This window comes from Rhodovulum sp. 12E13, from assembly GCF_003340565.1.
Lineage (GTDB): Bacteria > Pseudomonadota > Alphaproteobacteria > Rhodobacterales > Rhodobacteraceae > HLUCCA09.
Genome location: NZ_QPLK01000006.1, coordinates 59,940 through 75,719 on the forward strand (window position 1 = coordinate 59,940; position 15,780 = coordinate 75,719).

A 15,780-nucleotide genomic window follows, 5' to 3' on the forward strand; every position below is an offset into this window, starting at 1 on the left:
TTTCCGACACAGAAGCGCCGGACGAAAGAGGGAAGCGCGCGCATGGGCGAGATCGCCGAAGCAGAGGCCCGACCGACGCCGCCGCCCCGCTATTCCCGTGTTCTGCTGAAGATCTCGGGCGAGGCGCTGATGGGCGACCAGGGCTACGGCCTGCACCCGCCCACCGTGAATCGCATCGCCCGCGAGGTGAAGAGCGTCCACGATCTCGGCGTGGAGATCTGCATGGTGATCGGCGGCGGCAACATCTTCCGCGGCCTATCGGGCGCCGCGCAGGGGATGGAGCGGACCACGGCCGATTACATGGGCATGCTGGCCACCGTGATGAACGCGCTCGCCATGCAGTCGGCGCTCGAGACGCTGGGCGTCTTCACCCGGGTGATCAGCGCCATCCCGATGGACCAGATCTGCGAGCCCTACATCCGCCGCCGCGCCGTGCGCCACCTCGAGAAGAAGCGCGTCTGCATCTTCGCCGCCGGCACAGGAAACCCGTATTTCACCACCGACACCGCGGCGACGCTGCGCGCCAACGAGATGGCCTGCGAGGCGATCTTCAAGGGCACCAAGGTCGACGGCGTCTACGACAAGGACCCGATGCAGCACGCCGACGCGGTCCGTTTCGACCGCGTCAGCTACGACGACTGCCTCGCCCGGCACCTCAAGGTGATGGACGCCTCCGCGATCGCGCTGGCCCGCGACAACGACCTGCCGATCATCGTCTTCTCGCTCGACGAGCCGGGCGGGTTCGCCGGCATCGTCGCCGGGCAGGGCACCTACACGATCGTGGACTAGGGCCTCCGTCGCGACGCGGGCAAATCCCTTGCAAAGGGATTTGCAAATTCCTTTCGGAAGGAATTTGCGCCGCGCCCGGAGACGGCCCCGGCGGGGTGCGGCGCGGGGGCGTCACCGACAAGGCGAACTGCCATCGCGCCTATACAAGGGATGCACTTGCGGCTATGACGCCGCGGGCAGTCAGTGACCCAACGAGACGCGGAAAGGAACGCGCGCATGTCCGACTACGAAGATCCCGACATCGACGATCTCAAGCGCCGCATGGACGGCGCGATGACGGCGCTCCGGCACGAGTTCGCCTCGCTCCGGACGGGCCGCGCCTCGGCCAGCATGCTCGAGCCGGTCATGGTCGAGGCCTATGGCCAGATGACGCCCCTTAACCAGGTGGGAACCGTCAACGTGCCAGAGCCGCGCATGATCACGCTCAACGTCTGGGACAAGTCGCTCGTCGGCAAGGTCGAGAAGGCGATCCGCGATTCTGGCCTCGGCATCAACCCGGTGGTGGACGGCACGATCATCCGCCTGCCGATCCCGGAGCTGAACGAGGAGCGCCGCAAGGAACTGACCAAGGTCGCCGCGCAGTACGCCGAGAACGCCCGCGTCGCCGTCCGGAACGTCCGCCGCGACGGGATGGATCAGATCAAGAAGGCCCGCGCCGACGGCATGGGCGAGGACGAGGAAAAGGTCTGGACCGACGAGATCCAGACCATGACGGACGAGCATATCGCCGCCATCGACGCGGCGCTCAAGGCCAAGCAGGCCGAGATCATGCAGGTCTGAGGGCGGCGCACCGGGCGGCCGACGCCCGCCGCCTCCCGCTCGCCGCAGAAGGACGTTCAATGACAGACCCCGCGCCGTTCTCTCTCCCGCCTGACGCGCCCTGCGGCGAGGACGCGGCCCGCGAGCAGCCCGCCTTCGGACCCCGCCATGTCGCCATCATCATGGACGGCAACGGCCGTTGGGCGCAGCAGCGGGGGCGGCCGCGCCTGTTCGGCCACCAGGAGGGCGCCCGCCGCGCCGCCGAGGTCGTCGAGGCATGTCCTGCGCTCGGCGTGCGGTACCTGACCGTCTTCGCCTTCTCGACAGAGAACTGGAAGCGCACCCAGGCCGAGGTGGCGGGCCTGATGACGCTCTTCCGCCGCTACATTTCCAAGGAGGCCCGCCGCCTCGTCGAACACGGGGTGCGCGTGCGCTTCATCGGCGATCGCGATCGGCTCGAGCCCAAGCTCGTCCAGGTGATGGACGATCTCGAGGCGCTGACGGAGGACAACGCCACCCTCCACTTTACCGTCGCCCTGAACTACGGCGGGCGCGACGAGGTGACCCGTGCCACCCGCCGCCTCGCGCGCGAGGTCGCGGCGGGCCGCATCGCGCCCGACGCGGTCGATGCCGAGACGCTCGCGCGCTTTCTCGACACCCACACGCTGCCCGACCCCGACCTCGTGATCCGCACGTCGGGCGAGGCGCGCATCTCGAACTTCCTGCTCTGGCAGTCGGCCTATGCAGAATACGAGTTCGTCGACACCCTCTGGCCCGACTTCACCGCCGACCATTTCGAGCGGATCGTGGGCGAATACGGCACGCGCGAGCGCCGTTTCGGTGCCGTGCGCGGCTGAACAGCCCTCTGCGCCACTGCCCCGCGCGGCCGCCGAGCCCGTGTCCGCGAACGGCCGGCGCGCCCCGGCCGAGCGCCGGGCGGGCCTCGCCGAGCGGCCCCGCACCCGGCGTGCTCCGCGCGCCACGTGCCGGTCGCGCCATTCTCGGGCGGCCGTGTCGCCGGTGCGGTCCCTGTGTCGCCCGCTCGGATCGCTTCCTCCTTCTTTCTGTTCCAAATACGCATCCGCCGCCGGCCGTGCGGCGCTGCCCCGTGCCCTCGGGGCAGACCGGCGCCCCCTGTTCCTCGCGCGCCGGGCGGGGTAGGTCGAGGCGACGACACGGCGAGCCCGAGGCCCCATGACCGAGACCGACCCGCGCCGATCCCCCTCCCGCTGGACGGACCTGCGGGCGCGCATGGCGTCGGGCGCGGCCATGGTCGTTCTGGGAATCGTGGCGATCCGGCTGGGCGGGGTCTGGTTCCAGATGCTCGCCGTCTTCGTCACCGCCGTCATGGTGTGGGAACTGGCCCGCATGATTCGCCCCGCCGGCGACGTGGCGGCGATGCTGCTCGCGGCGCTCACCGCCTCGGTGTTGTCGGGGCTGTTGTCGACCGATGCGGGCTGGCACCTGCTGCTGCTCTTCGTGCCCGCGGCACTGGGGGCGGCGGCGCTGCCGCGCGAGCGCTTCACCTTCTTCCTGTTCGCGCTCGGCATCGTCACCGCGGGCTGGGGGCTGGTGACCTTCCGCGAGGTTCATGGCGGCACGTGGCTGTTCTGGCTGGTCTTCGTTGTGGTGGCGACCGACATCCTTGGCTATTTCGGCGGACGCCTGATCGGCGGTCCCAAGTTCTGGCCGCGCGTCAGCCCCAAGAAGACGTGGGCGGGCACCGTGGCGGGTTGGCTCGGCGCGGGCGCGGTGGGTGCGCTATTTCTCGCATTCACGGATGCGGGCCGAGACCTGATACTGATCTCCATGGTGCTGTCCTTCGCCTCCCAGATGGGTGATATCGCCGAATCCGCCGTGAAGCGGCGGATGGGGGTAAAGGATTCCTCGGCGCTGATTCCCGGCCACGGCGGGCTGTTCGACCGGTTCGACGGCCTGCTCGGGGCGGCGCTGTTCATGCTGCTGACGGCGCTGGTCGTCGATGTGCCGGAGGTGCGGATATGAGGGGCGAGGCCGAGCGCGCGCCGCGGCGCGTCACCATCTTCGGGTCGACCGGCTCGATCGGGGTCAGCACGGTCGACCTGATCGCGCGCGAGCCGGAGCGGTTCAAGGTGGTCGCGCTGACCGGCGGGCGCAATGTCGGCCTGCTGGCCGAGCAGGCGGTCGCGCTCGGTGCCGCGCACGCCGTGACCTGCTGGCCCGAGTGCCTGGCCGAACTGCGCGAGCGGCTCGCGGGCACCGGCATCACGAGCGCGGCCGGCCCGGAGGCGGTCGAGGAGGCGGCGACGCGCCCCGCGGACTGGATCATGTCGGCCATTGTCGGTGCGGCGGGGCTCGCTCCGGGGCTGCGCGCGCTCGAGCAGGGCACGACGCTGGCGCTCGCCAACAAGGAGAGCCTCGTCACCGCGGGGCCGCTCCTGATGGGCACGGCGGCGCGGCACGGCGCGCGGGTGCTGCCGGTCGACAGCGAGCATTCCGCGATATTCCAGGGGCTTGCGGGCGAAAGCTCGAGCGATGTGGAAAGAATCGTCATCACGGCTTCCGGCGGGGCCTTCCGCGACTGGCCGCTCGAGAGCCTCGCCGCCGCCACGCCCGAAGAGGCCTCGACCCATCCCAACTGGGCCATGGGGCAGCGGATCACCGTCGATTCCGCCTCGATGTTCAACAAGGCGCTGGAAGTCATAGAAACAAAAGAGTTCTTTGGTATCGACCCCGCGAGGATCGAGGTCGTCGTGCACCCCGAGAGCCTGGTGCACGCGCTTGTCGGCTTCCGCGACGGGGCGCTGATGGCGCATGTCGGCCCGCCCGACATGCGCCACGCCATCGGCTACGCGCTCAACTGGCCCGAGCGGCGGCACCTGCCGGTGGCCCGGCTCGACCTCGCGCAGATCGCCACGCTTACCTTCCGCGCACCGTGCGAGACGCGCTGGCCGGCGCTCAGGCTGGCGCGCGAGGTGATGCAGACCGGCGGGCTGGCGGGCGCGGCCTTCAACGCGGCCAAGGAGGCGGCGCTCGACCATTTCCTCGATCGGGCCATCCGCTTCACCGACATGGGGCCGGTGGTCGAGCGCGTGCTGGAGCGCATGGATGCCGAGAATGCCCTGAAAACTGACGGATTGAGCCTTGATGCTGTCAGGCAGGCAGACCATCTGGCAAGGGCGCGCGCGGCCGAGGCCGCGGCCGATCTGGCCACCACGGCCTGACCCCGCAGGACAGGGCCCGCTCGACAGGGTTCCCCAGGAAAGGACGCCGCGACCGCATGGACCTCACCAGCCTGATTCCGACCTTTGGCGGCCTGATCTGGACGCTCGCCGCCTTCGTCGTCGCGCTGTCGATCATCGTCGCGGTGCACGAGTTCGGCCACTACATCGTCGGGCGCTGGTCGGGTATCAAGGCCGAGGTCTTTTCCATCGGCTTCGGCCCGGTGCTGTTCTCGCGCACCGACCGGCGTGGCACGAAATGGCAGTTCGCGGCGTTGCCTTTCGGCGGCTACGTCAAGTTTCTCGGCGACGCGTCGGCCGCCTCCGACAAGGCGGCCGACGATTACGACGAGCTGCCCGAGGCCGAGAAACGGCACACGATGCACGGCGCGCCGCTCTGGGCGCGGGCGGCGACGGTCGCGGCGGGGCCCGCGTTCAACTTTGTCCTGTCCATCCTTGTCTTCGGCGCGATCGGCATGGCGCAGGGCACGCCGCGCGAGCCGGTGGTGATCGACGACCTCAAGCCGCTGCCCGCCGAGATGGAGCGGCTGCACCCCGGCGACACGGTGCTCGCGGTGGGCGGCACCGAGGTCGGCACCTACGAGGAGTTCTACGCCGCCATCGACGCGCTGCCCCCCGAGCCGACCGTGTCCTACACGGTCGAGCGCGAGGGCCGGGTGCAGCAGGTCGAGGCGGCCTATCCCTTCCCCCCGCTGATCGACCAGGTCCAGCCGCGCTCTGCGGCGATGGATGCCGGGCTGGAGCGCGGCGACGTGATCGTCTCGGTGGACGGCGAGTCGATCGCGGCCTTCCGCCAGCTGCAGGAGATCGTTGCGGAATCGGAGGGCCGGGCGCTGCAGCTCGACGTGTGGCGCCCCGACCGCGACGGCGCGGGCGGCGAGGTGCTGGAATTCGCGCTCGCACCCCGCTCGGTCGATCTGCCCACGGGCGATGGCGGGTTCGAGACGCGCTGGCTGATCGGGATGACGGGGGGCCTCGCCTACGAGCCGGCCACCGCCATGCCGGGCCTGTTCCAGTCGCTGGGCTACGGGGTGAACCAGACGCTGTTCATCATCGAAAGCAGCCTGTCGGGGCTGTGGCACATGATCACCGGCGCCATCTCGACCTGCAACCTGTCGGGGCCGATCGGCATCGCCGAGGCGTCGGGCGCGGTGGCGAGCCAGGGGGCGCAGAGCTTCATCTGGTTCATCGCCGTGCTGTCGACGGCGGTGGGGCTGCTCAACCTCTTCCCGATCCCGGTGCTCGACGGCGGGCACCTGGTATTCCACGCCTACGAGGCGCTGCGCGGCCGCCCGCCCTCGGACAAGGCGTTGCGCATCCTGATGGGGGCGGGCCTGACGCTGATGCTGGCGCTGATGCTGTTCGCCATCACCAACGACATCTTCTGCCCCTGAGCGGCGCGCCGGCCCACCTCTGCCGCTGACACGCCGGCCGAACGCTGCCGATCCCCGGTGCAGCGCCCGACACGCCGCCCGATACGCCGCTCACGCGCCGGGATCGCGCCCAAAATCCGCCTCATTGGCGGGCGATCTCTCGCAGACGAACGAGGGAGCGTATCCATGCAGACCATGACCCAGGGCTACCGCAGTCTCAGCCTGATCATCGACTTGCACGGCGACAAGCTGCTCTACGCCGCGACAGTCGCCGCGGCGCTCGCGCTCGGCGCGGGTGTGGGCACGGTGTTCGCGCCGGCACCCTGATGGCCTTGCCTGCTGCCCTTTTCCCGGCATTCCTCTCGCCCCGGCGCCCCTCAGCCGGAAGCTGTGGCGTGGCGCCCCTGGCCTGACTGACCCAGACGGCCCGACGCTGATGCCCCGGTCCGTGGCCCCCCCGGTTCCACGGGTTGCGCGGGTTCGCCAGTTCCTGCGGCCGGCCAAGGCCCAAGCTCTCAGCGGGCGCATCGACCGTCGACCGGATGCCGCTTTGCACCGATCCTGCATCCGGTGTGCCGAGGCGTTTTGACAAGGCGCCGCAGGCCCGGTAGCAAGCTGGCAGTCGGGGTGCGCGAGGGGGCAGCGACATGTGCGATCGTGGCGGAGCATCGGTCGGCGGGGCGCGGCCCGTTCAACCTCGCCCCTCCTTGCGGATGGCGCTTCTGGCCTCGGCCGTCGCCGTCGCACCGGCCCTTGCCGTCGCGCAATCCTTCGTGTTCGACCGGCTCGAGGTGGAGGGTACCCAGCGCATCCAGCCCGCCACGGTGGCCGAGTTGGCCGGTATTCCGCGGGGCGAGCCCGTGGGCGCCGCCCAGGTCAATTCCGCGCTCCAGAATCTGCAGAACTCGGGCCTCTTCGAAGAGGTCGAGGTGGTGCCGCAGGGCCGCACGCTCGTCGTGCGGGTGCAGGAATACCCGACGATCAATCTCATCGCCTTCGAGGGAAACCGCTCGCTGTCCGACGACGAACTGGCCGAGGTGGTGCAGTCGCGCTCGCGCCGGGTCTACTCGCCCGCCCAGGCCGAGGCCGACGCCGCGCTGATCGCCGAGGGCTATCGCCAGCAGGGCCGGGTGGCCGCATCCGTCACCCCACGGATCATCCGCCGTTCGGAGAATCGCGTCGATCTCGTGTTCGAGATCCAGGAGGGCCGCGTCACCGAGACCGAGCGGATCTCGTTCGTCGGCAACCGCGCGTATTCCGACCGTCGCCTGCGCCGGGTGATCGAGAGCAAGCAGGCCGGCGTTCTGCGCGCCTTCATCCGGGCCGACACCCTGATCGAGGACCGCATCGACTTCGACCGTCAGCTTCTGACCGACTTCTACCAGTCGCGCGGCTACGTCGACTTCCAGGTGCTCTCGGCCACGCCCCAGGTCGACCGCGAGCGGGATTTCTTCGCCATTACCTTCACCGTGCGGGAAGGACAGCAATTCAGCGTGGGCGACGTGGGCGTGAGCAGCGAGATCGCGGCGATCGACCCCGACGTCTACGCCGACGCGATCCGCCTGCGCGAGGGTGTCACCTATAACCCCGCCCTCGTCGAGCGCGACATCGCCCGGCTCGAGCGGCTGGCGGTGCGCGAGGGGCGCAACTTCGTGCGCGTCGAGCCGCGGGTGACGCGCAACGACCGCGACCTGACGCTCGATATCGACTACGTGCTCACGCGCGGCCCCCGCGTCTTCGTCGAGCGGATCGACATCGAGGGCAACACCGCCACGCTCGACCGCGTGGTGCGGCGGCAGTTCGACGTGGTCGAGGGCGACCCGTTCAACCCGCGCGAGATCCGCGCCGCGGCGGAGCGGATCGAGGCGCTCGGTTTCTTCGCCGAGACGGACGTGAACACCCGCGAGGGCACCGCGCCCGACCAGGTGATCGTCGACGTCGACGTGGAAGAGCAGCCCACAGGCTCGCTGGGCTTCGGCGCGAGCTATTCGAGCGTCGATGGCATCGGCTTCTCGGTCAATTTCTCGGAGCGCAACTTCCTCGGCCGCGGACAGGCGTTGTCGTTCGATCTCAACGCCACCGGCGACACGACGAGCTTCGGCTTCAACTTTGCCGAGCCGGCCTTTCTCGGGCGCGACCTGACCTTCGGCATCTCGGCCTTCTACCGCGAGAGCGAGCAGAACTTCACCCGCTTCGACACACGCCGCGCCGGCATCGCGCCGCGCCTCGCCTTTCCCATCAGCGAGTCGACCCGGCTGGAGCTGCGCACCGAACTCGGCTATGCCGAGGTGTTCAACGTCGATCTCGGCTTTCCGGTCGACAGCGACGAACCCGGCGATACCGGCTCGTCGGCCATCCTGCGCGCCGAGGAAGATCTGGGCGGCCTCTACACCGCCTCGGTCGGCTACAGCCTGTCCTACGACAGCCGCCGCATCGGCCTCGACCCGACATCGAGCATCCAGCTGCGCTTCAGCCAGGATTTCGGCGTGCGCGACGACGACGCGAGTTTCATCCGGTCGGAGCTGCTCGCCCGCGGCAGGCGGGAGATCTTCAACGAGGAAATCTCGCTTCTGGCGGAGTTCGAGGCGGGCTCGCTCGCCTATTCGGGCGGCAGCTCGATCGTGACCGAGCGCTTTTCGCTCGCCCGCAAGATGCGCGGCTTCGAGCCCAACGGCCTCGGCCCCCGCGACCTCGCCGTCGAGAACGAGGACCCGCTGGGAGGCAACCTCTATGCCGTCGCCCGCTTCGAGGCGGGTTTCCCGCTCGGCCTGCCAGAGGAATACGGCATTTCGGGCGGCCTGTTCTACGACATCGGGTCGGTCTGGTCGCTCGACGACACGGCCGGCGGGCCCGACGGCAACGACGAGGTCGACGACAGCCTGATCTGGCGATCCGCGGCGGGCTTCTCGATCTTCTGGGACACCGCGCTCGGGCCGCTCCGCTTCAACTTCTCTCGGGCCCTCATGAAAGAGGATTACGACGAGGAGCAGAACTTCGAGTTCACCATCTCGACCCGGTTCTGATGGCGCGCGCCCGATGAGAGGGCGGGCGCTGATCCTCGCGGCGCTCGCGGCCGCGCCCGCTCAGGCGCAGCAGGGCGACAGCGGCATGTCGGGGCTCGTCCCCGCGCAGGGACGCGGGTTCCCCGAGTTTCCGGTCGCGCGGCCGCAGGCGCCGGTGCTGACGCTCGATCAGGAGCGGCTTTTCGCCCAGTCCGAGTTCGGCCAGAGGGTGCTGGCCGAGATCGACGCCGCCTCGAAGGCGCTGGCCGCCGAGAACCGCGAGATCGAGGCGGAGCTGCTGGCCGAGGAGCGCGAGTTGACCGAGCTGCGTGCAGAGCTTCCGGCCGACGAGTTCCAGGCGCGCGCGCAGGCCTTCGACGACAGGGCCGTCGGCTTCCGCCGGCAGCAGGATGCCAAGGCCCGCGCGCTCCAGGGGCGCGATGAGGCCGAGCGCGCGGCCTTCTTCCGCGCCGTCTCGCCGATCCTGTCCGAGCTCGTGGCCGAGCTGGGTGCGGTGGCGATCCTCGACGATCGCGCCGTGCTCTTCGCCGCGCCCGCGATCGACGTGACCGACCGCGCGATCGCCCGCGTCGACGCGCGGATCGGCGCGGGCGAGGCGCTGTCGCCCGAGGGCCCGATGGTGCCCGAGAACCCGCCCGTCGAGCCTGCCATGGAGCTCGACGACGCCGAGGGAGACGATGGCGATTCGGCCGGGCCGGGCCTCGTGCCTGGGGGTGCAGGGCCCGAGACCGGGGCCGCGCAGGGCGCCGGCGACTGAGCTGCCGGGCGCGCCCGACCAGCGCGCGCGCGGTGGTCATGCTCGTCCGGCCCCGCTCGTCCGGCCCCGCGCGTCGCGTGCCCGTCGCCTTGCCGGCCCCGTGCCGCCCGAGGTCCGCATGCCGTGCCGCGCGCGCCTCTTCGGGCAGGCCGTTCGCTTGCCGCCCGCCGCGCCGGGGTGCTAGGGGAGAGCCGAGCTTTTGCGGGGCGAACGGCCCCGCCCTGACCGAGTAGGCCCGATGAGCGCACCCGAGCACGCCGCCACGCCGCAGGTGGCCGAGCTGGACCTGATCCAGAAGATCCTTCCCCACCGCTACCCCTTCCTGCTGGTCGATCGCGTGCGCGACATCGTGCCTTTCGAATCCTGCGTCGGGATCAAGTGCGTGACGGCCAACGAGCCGCAGTTCCAGGGCCATTTCCCCGGCAACCCGGTCATGCCGGGCGTGCTGATGATCGAGGCGATGGCGCAGACCTCGGGCGTGCTGATCGGCGTGTCGCGCGGCCTGACCTCGACGCTGATGATGTTCTTCACCACTGTCGACAAGGCCAAGTTCCGGCGCGTGGTCGGCCCCGGCGACGTGCTCGAGATGCATGTCGCCGGCAAGCGCATCGGCAGCAAGGTCGGCAAGTTCGAGGGCCGCGCCTATGTCGGCGACGAGCTCGCCTGCGAGGCGGAGTTCTCGGCCATGCTGCAGGGCGCCGAGGGCGGCGCCTGATGGGCGTCGCCCCGTCCGCCATCGTCCATCCCACCGCCCTCGTCGAGGACGGCGCCGAGATCGGGGAGGGCGCCCATGTCGGCCCGTTCTGCGTGGTCGGGCCCGAGGTGCGCCTCGGCGCGCGCGTGACGCTCAAGAGCCATGTCGTGGTGACGGGCGACACCCGCATCGGCGACGAGACCGTCATCTTTCCCTTCGCCGTTCTGGGCGAGATCCCGCAGGACCTGAAGTTCGGCGGCGAGAGAACACGCCTTGAGATCGGGGCGCGCAACCGTATCCGCGAGCATGTCACGATCCACACCGGCACCGGCGGGGGCGGAGGGCTGACGCGGGTGGGCGACGACTGCCTCATCATGGCCGGCGCGCATGTAGCCCATGACTGCCGGGTGGGCGACGGGGTGATCCTCGTCAACAACGCGGGCATCGCGGGGCACGTCACGATCGAGGACGATGTGATCGTGGGCGGCCTGTCGGGCGTGCACCAGTGGGTGCGGATCGGGCGCGGCGCGATGATCGGCGCCGTCACCTTCGTCGCGCACGACGTCATGCCCTATGGTCTCGTGCATGGCGAGCGGGGGCGGCTCGACGGGCTCAACCTCGTCGGGCTGAAGCGCAAGGGGCGGAGCCGCGAGGAAATCGCCGCGCTGCGCGCCGCCTTCGCGGCGCTTTCGGGCGGCGCGGGCGCCTTCCAGGAGCGGGCGCGCGCCCTCGACACCGACAGCGCGCTGGTGCGCGAGGTGGTGGATTTCGTCACCGCCGCGAGCGGGCGCTCCTTCCTGACGCCGCAGAGGGGCGAGGCGTGACCCATATCGCCCTCGTCGCCGGACGGGGGGCGCTTCCGGCCCGGCTGATCGCCGCCTGCGAGGCGCGGGGCGACAGTGTGACCGTCTGCGGGCTCGACGGCTTTGCCCAGGACCTGCCGCGCAACGACAGGCCCTTCCGCCTCGAGACGCTGGGCCGCCTGCTGGCCGATCTGCAGGCCGAGGGCGCGCAGGAGGCCTGCCTCGCCGGCGCCGTGCAGCGCCCCCAACTCGACGCCTCTTGCATAGACCCGGCGACCCGGCCCCTCATGGAGCGCGTGACGGGGGCGCTCGCCGCGGGCGGCGACGACGGGGCGCTGCGCGTGCTGCTGTCGCTGTTCGAGGAGGCGGGGCTGGCCGTGCGCGGCGCGGCCGATCTCGTGCCGGGCCTCCTGCCGCCCGAAGGCGTGCTGACGGCACGCGACCCCGCCGAGGGCCATGCCCGTGACGCCTCCCGCGCCGTGGAGACGCTCGCGCTCATGGGCCGGGCCGATGTCGGTCAGGCCTGCGTGGTGCGCGGCGGCCATGTGCTTGCCGTCGAGGCGCTGCCCGGCACCGACTGGATGCTCGAGAGCCTCGCCGCGCTTCCGCCCGACCTGCCGCAGCACCTCTGCGCCGGGGGTCTGCTCTACAAGGCGCCGAAGCCGGGGCAGGACCGGCGGGTCGACCTGCCGCTGATCGGCCCCGACACGGTCGCTGCCGCCGCGCGCGCCCGCCTCGACGGCATCGCGCTCGAGGCGGGCGGCGTGATGGTGCTCGACCGGGAGGAAACGGTGGCAGCGGCCGACGCGGCCGGCCTCTTCCTGTGGGTGCGCCGCGCCCAGCCCGACCCGGAATGATCCGTGCCTTCCTGATCGCGGGCGAGCCCTCGGGCGACCGGCTGGGCGCCGCGCTCATGGCGGGCCTTGCGGAGCTCGCGCCGGGCACCGCGTTTTCCGGCGTGGGCGGGCCGGAGATGGCGGGGCAGGGGCTGCGCTCGCTCTTCCCGATGGAGGAGCTGTCGGTGATGGGGTTGGCCGAGGTGCTGCCGAAATACGTCGCGCTGAAGCGGCGGATCGCGCAGACCGCGGAGGCGGTCGTCGATGCGGCGCCCGACGTGCTGATCGGCATCGACAGTCCCGATTTCTGCCTGCGGGTGGCAAGGGCGGTGCGCGCGCAGCGCCCCGGCCAGCGGATCGTCCATTACGTCGCGCCCTCGGTCTGGGCGTGGCGGCCGAGGCGGGCGGAGAAGATGGCGGACCGCGTCGACCAGGTGCTCGCGCTCCTGCCCTTCGAGCCGCCGCTGATGGAGGCCGCCGGCGTGCGCTGCGATTTCGTGGGCCACCCCGTGGCCGCCGAGCCGGTCGCGACCGCGGCAGAGATCGCCGCCTTCCGCAGCGCCCACGCTCTCGGCGACGCGCCGATCCTCGCCGTGCTGCCGGGCTCGCGGCGGGGCGAGATCGCCCGGCTCGTCTCGCGCTTCGGCGCGGCGCTCGCGCGTGTCGCCCGGCCCGACCTGAAGGTGATCGTGCCGACGCTGCCGCATCTGGAGAGCCGGCTGCGGCAGGAGGTTGCAGGCTGGCCGGGCGCCCCGGTCGTGCTCGTGCCCGACGCGGCCGCCAGGCGCGCCGCCTTCGCAGCGGCCGACGCCGCTCTGGCCGCCTCCGGCACGGTGTCGCTCGAGCTCGCCGCGGCCGACACGCCCATGGCCATCGCCTACGACATGGCGCCCCTGACCCGCGCCATCGTCTCGCGCATGCTGCGGATCGACACCGTCACGCTGGTCAACCTCGTCTCCGAGACGCGCGTCGTGCCCGAATGTCTCGGCCGCGATTGCACCCCCGATTGCATCGCCCGTGCCCTCGCCTCGGTGCTGGCCGAGCCCGCCCCACAGCGCGCCGCCATGGCCCTCACGATGGAGCGGCTGGGAAGGGGAGGCGCGCCGCCCGGCCTGCGGGCCGCCCGGGCGGTGCTCGACGGGCTGGAGCAGGGGGCGCCTCCCGCCTGATTTCCGGTCACGGACGCCTGCCGACTGCCTGCCGCAAGGGCAGGTGTCGCGCCGCGGCGCGGCGATGTCGTTTTCGCTGCGTCTGCCGCCGATCATCCGTGACACTGGGCCCGTATCGGCCTGGCCGCGCCGCCCGGTGCCGACCCCGCGAAAAGAGACCTCACCGGCCCGGACAGGCCGGCCGCGTCCCACCGCGCGCCCCGAGGGGCGCCCCGTCGAGAGGTGTCCGCCCATGATCGTCTTCGTCGACATGGAGCCCCACGGCTCTCACATCGCCCCCGGGATCAGCCGGATGTGGGCGGAGCATACGCTCAAGGCCAAATACCGGCTGGAAGAGATTGCCGCGTGCCCGGTGCTCATCGTCCGCCACGATCGCTTCACGGCCGACATGCCGGCGCGAATGGGGGCGCGTGCGGTCATCCTCGGCGGCCACATGACCGAGGTGTCGGATTACGCCCCCGGCACGCGCGACGCGGTGCTGGCCTATGCGCGCGATCCCGACCTGCCGCTCCTGGGCATCTGCGGCGGCCACCAGCTGATCGCCGAGGCGCATGGCGGGCGCACCGGGCCGATCACGCCGGGCACCGTGCCGGCGGCCGACCTGCCCTGCCTCGCCTCGTCCGACCTGCGCGAGCTCCGGGTCGAGAGCCCGCACGGCCGGGTGGGTTATCTCGCCGCCCACCGCGCCGAGGCGCACCCGCTGTTCGACGCGCTGCCCGAGAGCCCGCGCTTCCTGCATGTCCATTACTGGCACGTCTGCGAGGTGCCGCCGGGCTTCCGCGTGCTGGCGCGCTCGGCCGACGGGGTCGTGCAGGCGATGGCGCACGAGAGCCGGCCGATCTTCGGCACCCAGTTCCACCCCGAGGGGTTTTCCGCCGACGTGCCCGAGGGCGCGGCGCTGCTCGCCGCCTTCCTGCACGGCGACTGGACGGCGCCGCGCCCGACGCATATGCCCGAGGCGCCCGCGCCCCGCCCGCTGCCGGCCATGATGCACCCGGCCGCGATCGGGGCGATGCCGACCACGGTCGCCGATCCGCTGGGCCACGCGCCCGAGCACCACGCGCCCCTGCACGCCCCCGCGACCGAGGGCTGATCTCCGCGGGGGGCGGGGCATGCGCGCTGCCTCGCGCGCCCGTGCCCCGCCCCCTGCTTCTTTCTGTTTCAAATACGCATGGCGAGGCGCCGGCCCGAGGACGCGGCGGTCAGCCCTTGTGGATCCAACCGCCGCCGAAGACGCGGGTGCCGCCCGTCGCGTGGAAGACGCAGGCCTGGCCTGGGCTGACGCCTTCCTCGGCCACGATCAGCTCCACCTCGCCCGTGGTCGGGCCGGTGGGGCGCAGGATCGCCTCGCGCGGCGGCCGGGTGGAGCGGATCCGGGCCGAAAGGTGCCATTCGGCGCGCGACTCGAGGGCCGCGTCGCCCAGCCAGTTGATCTCCTTCACGGGGACGGTGCGTGTGGCCAGCGCCTCCTTCGGGCCAACGATCACGCGCCGCGCCTCGGGGTCGAGCTTGACGACGTAGAGCGGCTCGGACAGCCCGCCGATGCCGAGACCCCGCCGCTGCCCGATCGTGTAGTGGATCACGCCGCGGTGTTCGCCCAGCACCCGTCCGTCGAGATGCACGATCTCGCCCGGCTCTCCCGCGCCGGGGCGCAGCTTCTCGATGACGGAGGCGTAATCGCCGTTCGGCACGAAGCAGATATCCTGGCTGTCGGGCTTGTCGGCCACCGCCAGCCCGTGCTTCGCCGCCAGCGCCCGTGTCTCGGCCTTGGTCGCGAGCCCGCCCAGCGGGAAGCGCAGGAAGGCGAGCTGCTCGGCCGTCGTCGAGAACAGGAAATACGACTGATCGCGCGCGGGGTCGGCTGCCATGTGCAGCTCCGGGCCGCGCGGTCCGGCCTCTCGGCGAATGTAGTGCCCCGTGGCCATGCAGTCGGCGTCGAGGTCGCGCGCCGTCTCCAGCAGGTCGCGAAACTTCACCCGCTCGTTGCAGCGGATGCAGGGCACCGGCGTCGCCCCGCCCAGATAGCTGTCGGCGAACTCGTCGATCACCGCTTCGCGAAAGGCATTCTCGTAGTCGAGCACGTAATGGGGAAAGCCCATAGCCTCGGCCACGCGGCGCGCATCGTGGATGTCGCGCCCCGCGCAGCAGGCGCCCTTTTTCGCCAGCGCCGCGCCATGATCGTAGAGCTGCAGCGTCACGCCCACCACGTCGTAGCCCTCGGCCGCGAGCTCGGCCGCGACCACGGAGGAATCGACGCCGCCCGACATCGCCACCACCACCCGCGTCTCGGCGGGGGGCTTGGCGAAGCCGAGCGAATTGGTCGTCACGTCGGTGTCGAGCGCCATGGGACAGGTCC

At 71.3% G+C, this 15,780-nt stretch carries 15 protein-coding genes; 14 read left to right on the top strand and 1 reads right to left on the bottom strand.

Annotation, left to right across the window (positions count from 1 at the left end):
• Positions 1 to 42: 42 nt before the first annotated feature.
• The 14 genes from pyrH to DLJ49_RS07265 all read left to right on the top strand — a co-directional run bounded on the left by pyrH (position 43) and on the right by DLJ49_RS07265 (position 14,517).
• The gene (gene pyrH / locus DLJ49_RS07205) at positions 43 to 789 is read left to right on the top strand and encodes a UMP kinase (RefSeq protein WP_115392865.1); all 747 of its coding nucleotides are present in this window, start codon (positions 43 to 45) and stop codon (positions 787 to 789) included.
• 216 nt (positions 790 to 1,005) lie between these two features.
• Positions 1,006 to 1,569 (top strand): ribosome recycling factor, encoded by a 564-nt coding sequence (frr, locus tag DLJ49_RS07210; RefSeq protein WP_115392866.1) that lies wholly within the window; start codon positions 1,006 to 1,008, stop codon positions 1,567 to 1,569.
• Between the two features lie 59 nt (positions 1,570 to 1,628).
• Positions 1,629 to 2,405, top strand: coding sequence for a polyprenyl diphosphate synthase (uppS, locus tag DLJ49_RS07215; protein WP_115392867.1), 777 nt, complete (start codon positions 1,629 to 1,631; stop codon positions 2,403 to 2,405).
• Positions 2,406 to 2,742: 337 nt separating this feature from the next.
• Entirely contained in the window at positions 2,743 to 3,552 is an 810-nt protein-coding gene (locus DLJ49_RS07220; protein WP_115392868.1) for a phosphatidate cytidylyltransferase, read from the top strand.
• Positions 3,549 to 4,751, top strand: coding sequence for a 1-deoxy-D-xylulose-5-phosphate reductoisomerase (dxr, locus tag DLJ49_RS07225; protein WP_115392869.1), 1,203 nt, complete (start codon positions 3,549 to 3,551; stop codon positions 4,749 to 4,751). The genes DLJ49_RS07220 and dxr overlap by 4 nt, the downstream gene beginning before the upstream one ends.
• A 56-nt stretch (positions 4,752 to 4,807) precedes the next feature.
• A complete protein-coding gene (gene rseP, locus DLJ49_RS07230) occupies positions 4,808 to 6,163 on the top strand; it encodes an RIP metalloprotease RseP (protein WP_115392870.1) in 1,356 nt (451 codons plus the stop codon).
• Between the two features lie 165 nt (positions 6,164 to 6,328).
• Positions 6,329 to 6,469 carry a hypothetical protein gene (locus tag DLJ49_RS22045; RefSeq protein WP_199533323.1) on the top strand — a complete coding sequence of 47 codons (141 nt, stop codon included), beginning with the start codon at positions 6,329 to 6,331 and terminating at the stop codon, positions 6,467 to 6,469.
• Positions 6,470 to 6,855: 386 nt separating this feature from the next.
• On the top strand, positions 6,856 to 9,165 hold the full coding sequence (bamA, locus tag DLJ49_RS07235) for an outer membrane protein assembly factor BamA (protein WP_115392871.1): 2,310 nt from the start codon (positions 6,856 to 6,858) through the stop codon (positions 9,163 to 9,165).
• A 13-nt stretch (positions 9,166 to 9,178) separates the two neighbouring features.
• A complete protein-coding gene (locus DLJ49_RS07240; protein ID WP_115392872.1) occupies positions 9,179 to 9,922 on the top strand; it encodes an OmpH/Skp family outer membrane protein in 744 nt (247 codons plus the stop codon).
• Positions 9,923 to 10,160: 238 nt separating this feature from the next.
• Positions 10,161 to 10,637, top strand: a complete 477-nt coding sequence (gene fabZ / locus DLJ49_RS07245) for a 3-hydroxyacyl-ACP dehydratase FabZ (RefSeq protein ID WP_115392873.1) — start codon at positions 10,161 to 10,163, stop codon at positions 10,635 to 10,637.
• A complete protein-coding gene (lpxA, locus tag DLJ49_RS07250; protein ID WP_115392874.1) occupies positions 10,637 to 11,440 on the top strand; it encodes an acyl-ACP--UDP-N-acetylglucosamine O-acyltransferase in 804 nt (267 codons plus the stop codon). Before fabZ ends, lpxA begins: the two co-directional genes overlap by 1 nt.
• The gene (locus DLJ49_RS07255) at positions 11,437 to 12,276 is read left to right on the top strand and encodes an LpxI family protein (protein ID WP_233488825.1); all 840 of its coding nucleotides are present in this window, start codon (positions 11,437 to 11,439) and stop codon (positions 12,274 to 12,276) included. Before lpxA ends, DLJ49_RS07255 begins: the two co-directional genes overlap by 4 nt.
• Entirely contained in the window at positions 12,273 to 13,424 is a 1,152-nt protein-coding gene (lpxB, locus tag DLJ49_RS07260) for a lipid-A-disaccharide synthase (protein ID WP_369932501.1), read from the top strand. The genes DLJ49_RS07255 and lpxB overlap by 4 nt, the downstream gene beginning before the upstream one ends.
• 232 nt (positions 13,425 to 13,656) lie before the next feature.
• Positions 13,657 to 14,517, top strand: coding sequence for a type 1 glutamine amidotransferase (locus DLJ49_RS07265; RefSeq protein ID WP_158547418.1), 861 nt, complete (start codon positions 13,657 to 13,659; stop codon positions 14,515 to 14,517).
• Between the two features lie 109 nt (positions 14,518 to 14,626).
• Here the strand turns inward: DLJ49_RS07265 and mnmA are convergent, their stop codons facing one another.
• Positions 14,627 to 15,769, bottom strand: coding sequence for a tRNA 2-thiouridine(34) synthase MnmA (gene mnmA, locus DLJ49_RS07270; RefSeq protein WP_115392876.1), 1,143 nt, complete (start codon positions 15,767 to 15,769; stop codon positions 14,627 to 14,629).
• Positions 15,770 to 15,780: the final 11 nt, after the last annotated feature.

Coding starts and splice junctions, on each gene's coding strand:
- pyrH (WP_115392865.1), top strand. CDS start 43: ATGGGCGAGATCGCCGAAGCAGAGGCCCGACCGACGCCGCCGCCCCGC.
- frr (WP_115392866.1), top strand. CDS start 1,006: ATGTCCGACTACGAAGATCCCGACATCGACGATCTCAAGCGCCGCATG.
- uppS (WP_115392867.1), top strand. CDS start 1,629: ATGACAGACCCCGCGCCGTTCTCTCTCCCGCCTGACGCGCCCTGCGGC.
- DLJ49_RS07220 (WP_115392868.1), top strand. CDS start 2,743: ATGACCGAGACCGACCCGCGCCGATCCCCCTCCCGCTGGACGGACCTG.
- dxr (WP_115392869.1), top strand. CDS start 3,549: ATGAGGGGCGAGGCCGAGCGCGCGCCGCGGCGCGTCACCATCTTCGGG.
- rseP (WP_115392870.1), top strand. CDS start 4,808: ATGGACCTCACCAGCCTGATTCCGACCTTTGGCGGCCTGATCTGGACG.
- DLJ49_RS22045 (WP_199533323.1), top strand. CDS start 6,329: ATGCAGACCATGACCCAGGGCTACCGCAGTCTCAGCCTGATCATCGAC.
- bamA (WP_115392871.1), top strand. CDS start 6,856: ATGGCGCTTCTGGCCTCGGCCGTCGCCGTCGCACCGGCCCTTGCCGTC.
- DLJ49_RS07240 (WP_115392872.1), top strand. CDS start 9,179: ATGAGAGGGCGGGCGCTGATCCTCGCGGCGCTCGCGGCCGCGCCCGCT.
- fabZ (WP_115392873.1), top strand. CDS start 10,161: ATGAGCGCACCCGAGCACGCCGCCACGCCGCAGGTGGCCGAGCTGGAC.
- lpxA (WP_115392874.1), top strand. CDS start 10,637: ATGGGCGTCGCCCCGTCCGCCATCGTCCATCCCACCGCCCTCGTCGAG.
- lpxB (WP_369932501.1), top strand. CDS start 12,273: ATGATCCGTGCCTTCCTGATCGCGGGCGAGCCCTCGGGCGACCGGCTG.
- DLJ49_RS07265 (WP_158547418.1), top strand. CDS start 13,657: ATGATCGTCTTCGTCGACATGGAGCCCCACGGCTCTCACATCGCCCCC.
- mnmA (WP_115392876.1), bottom strand. CDS start 15,769: ATGGCGCTCGACACCGACGTGACGACCAATTCGCTCGGCTTCGCCAAG.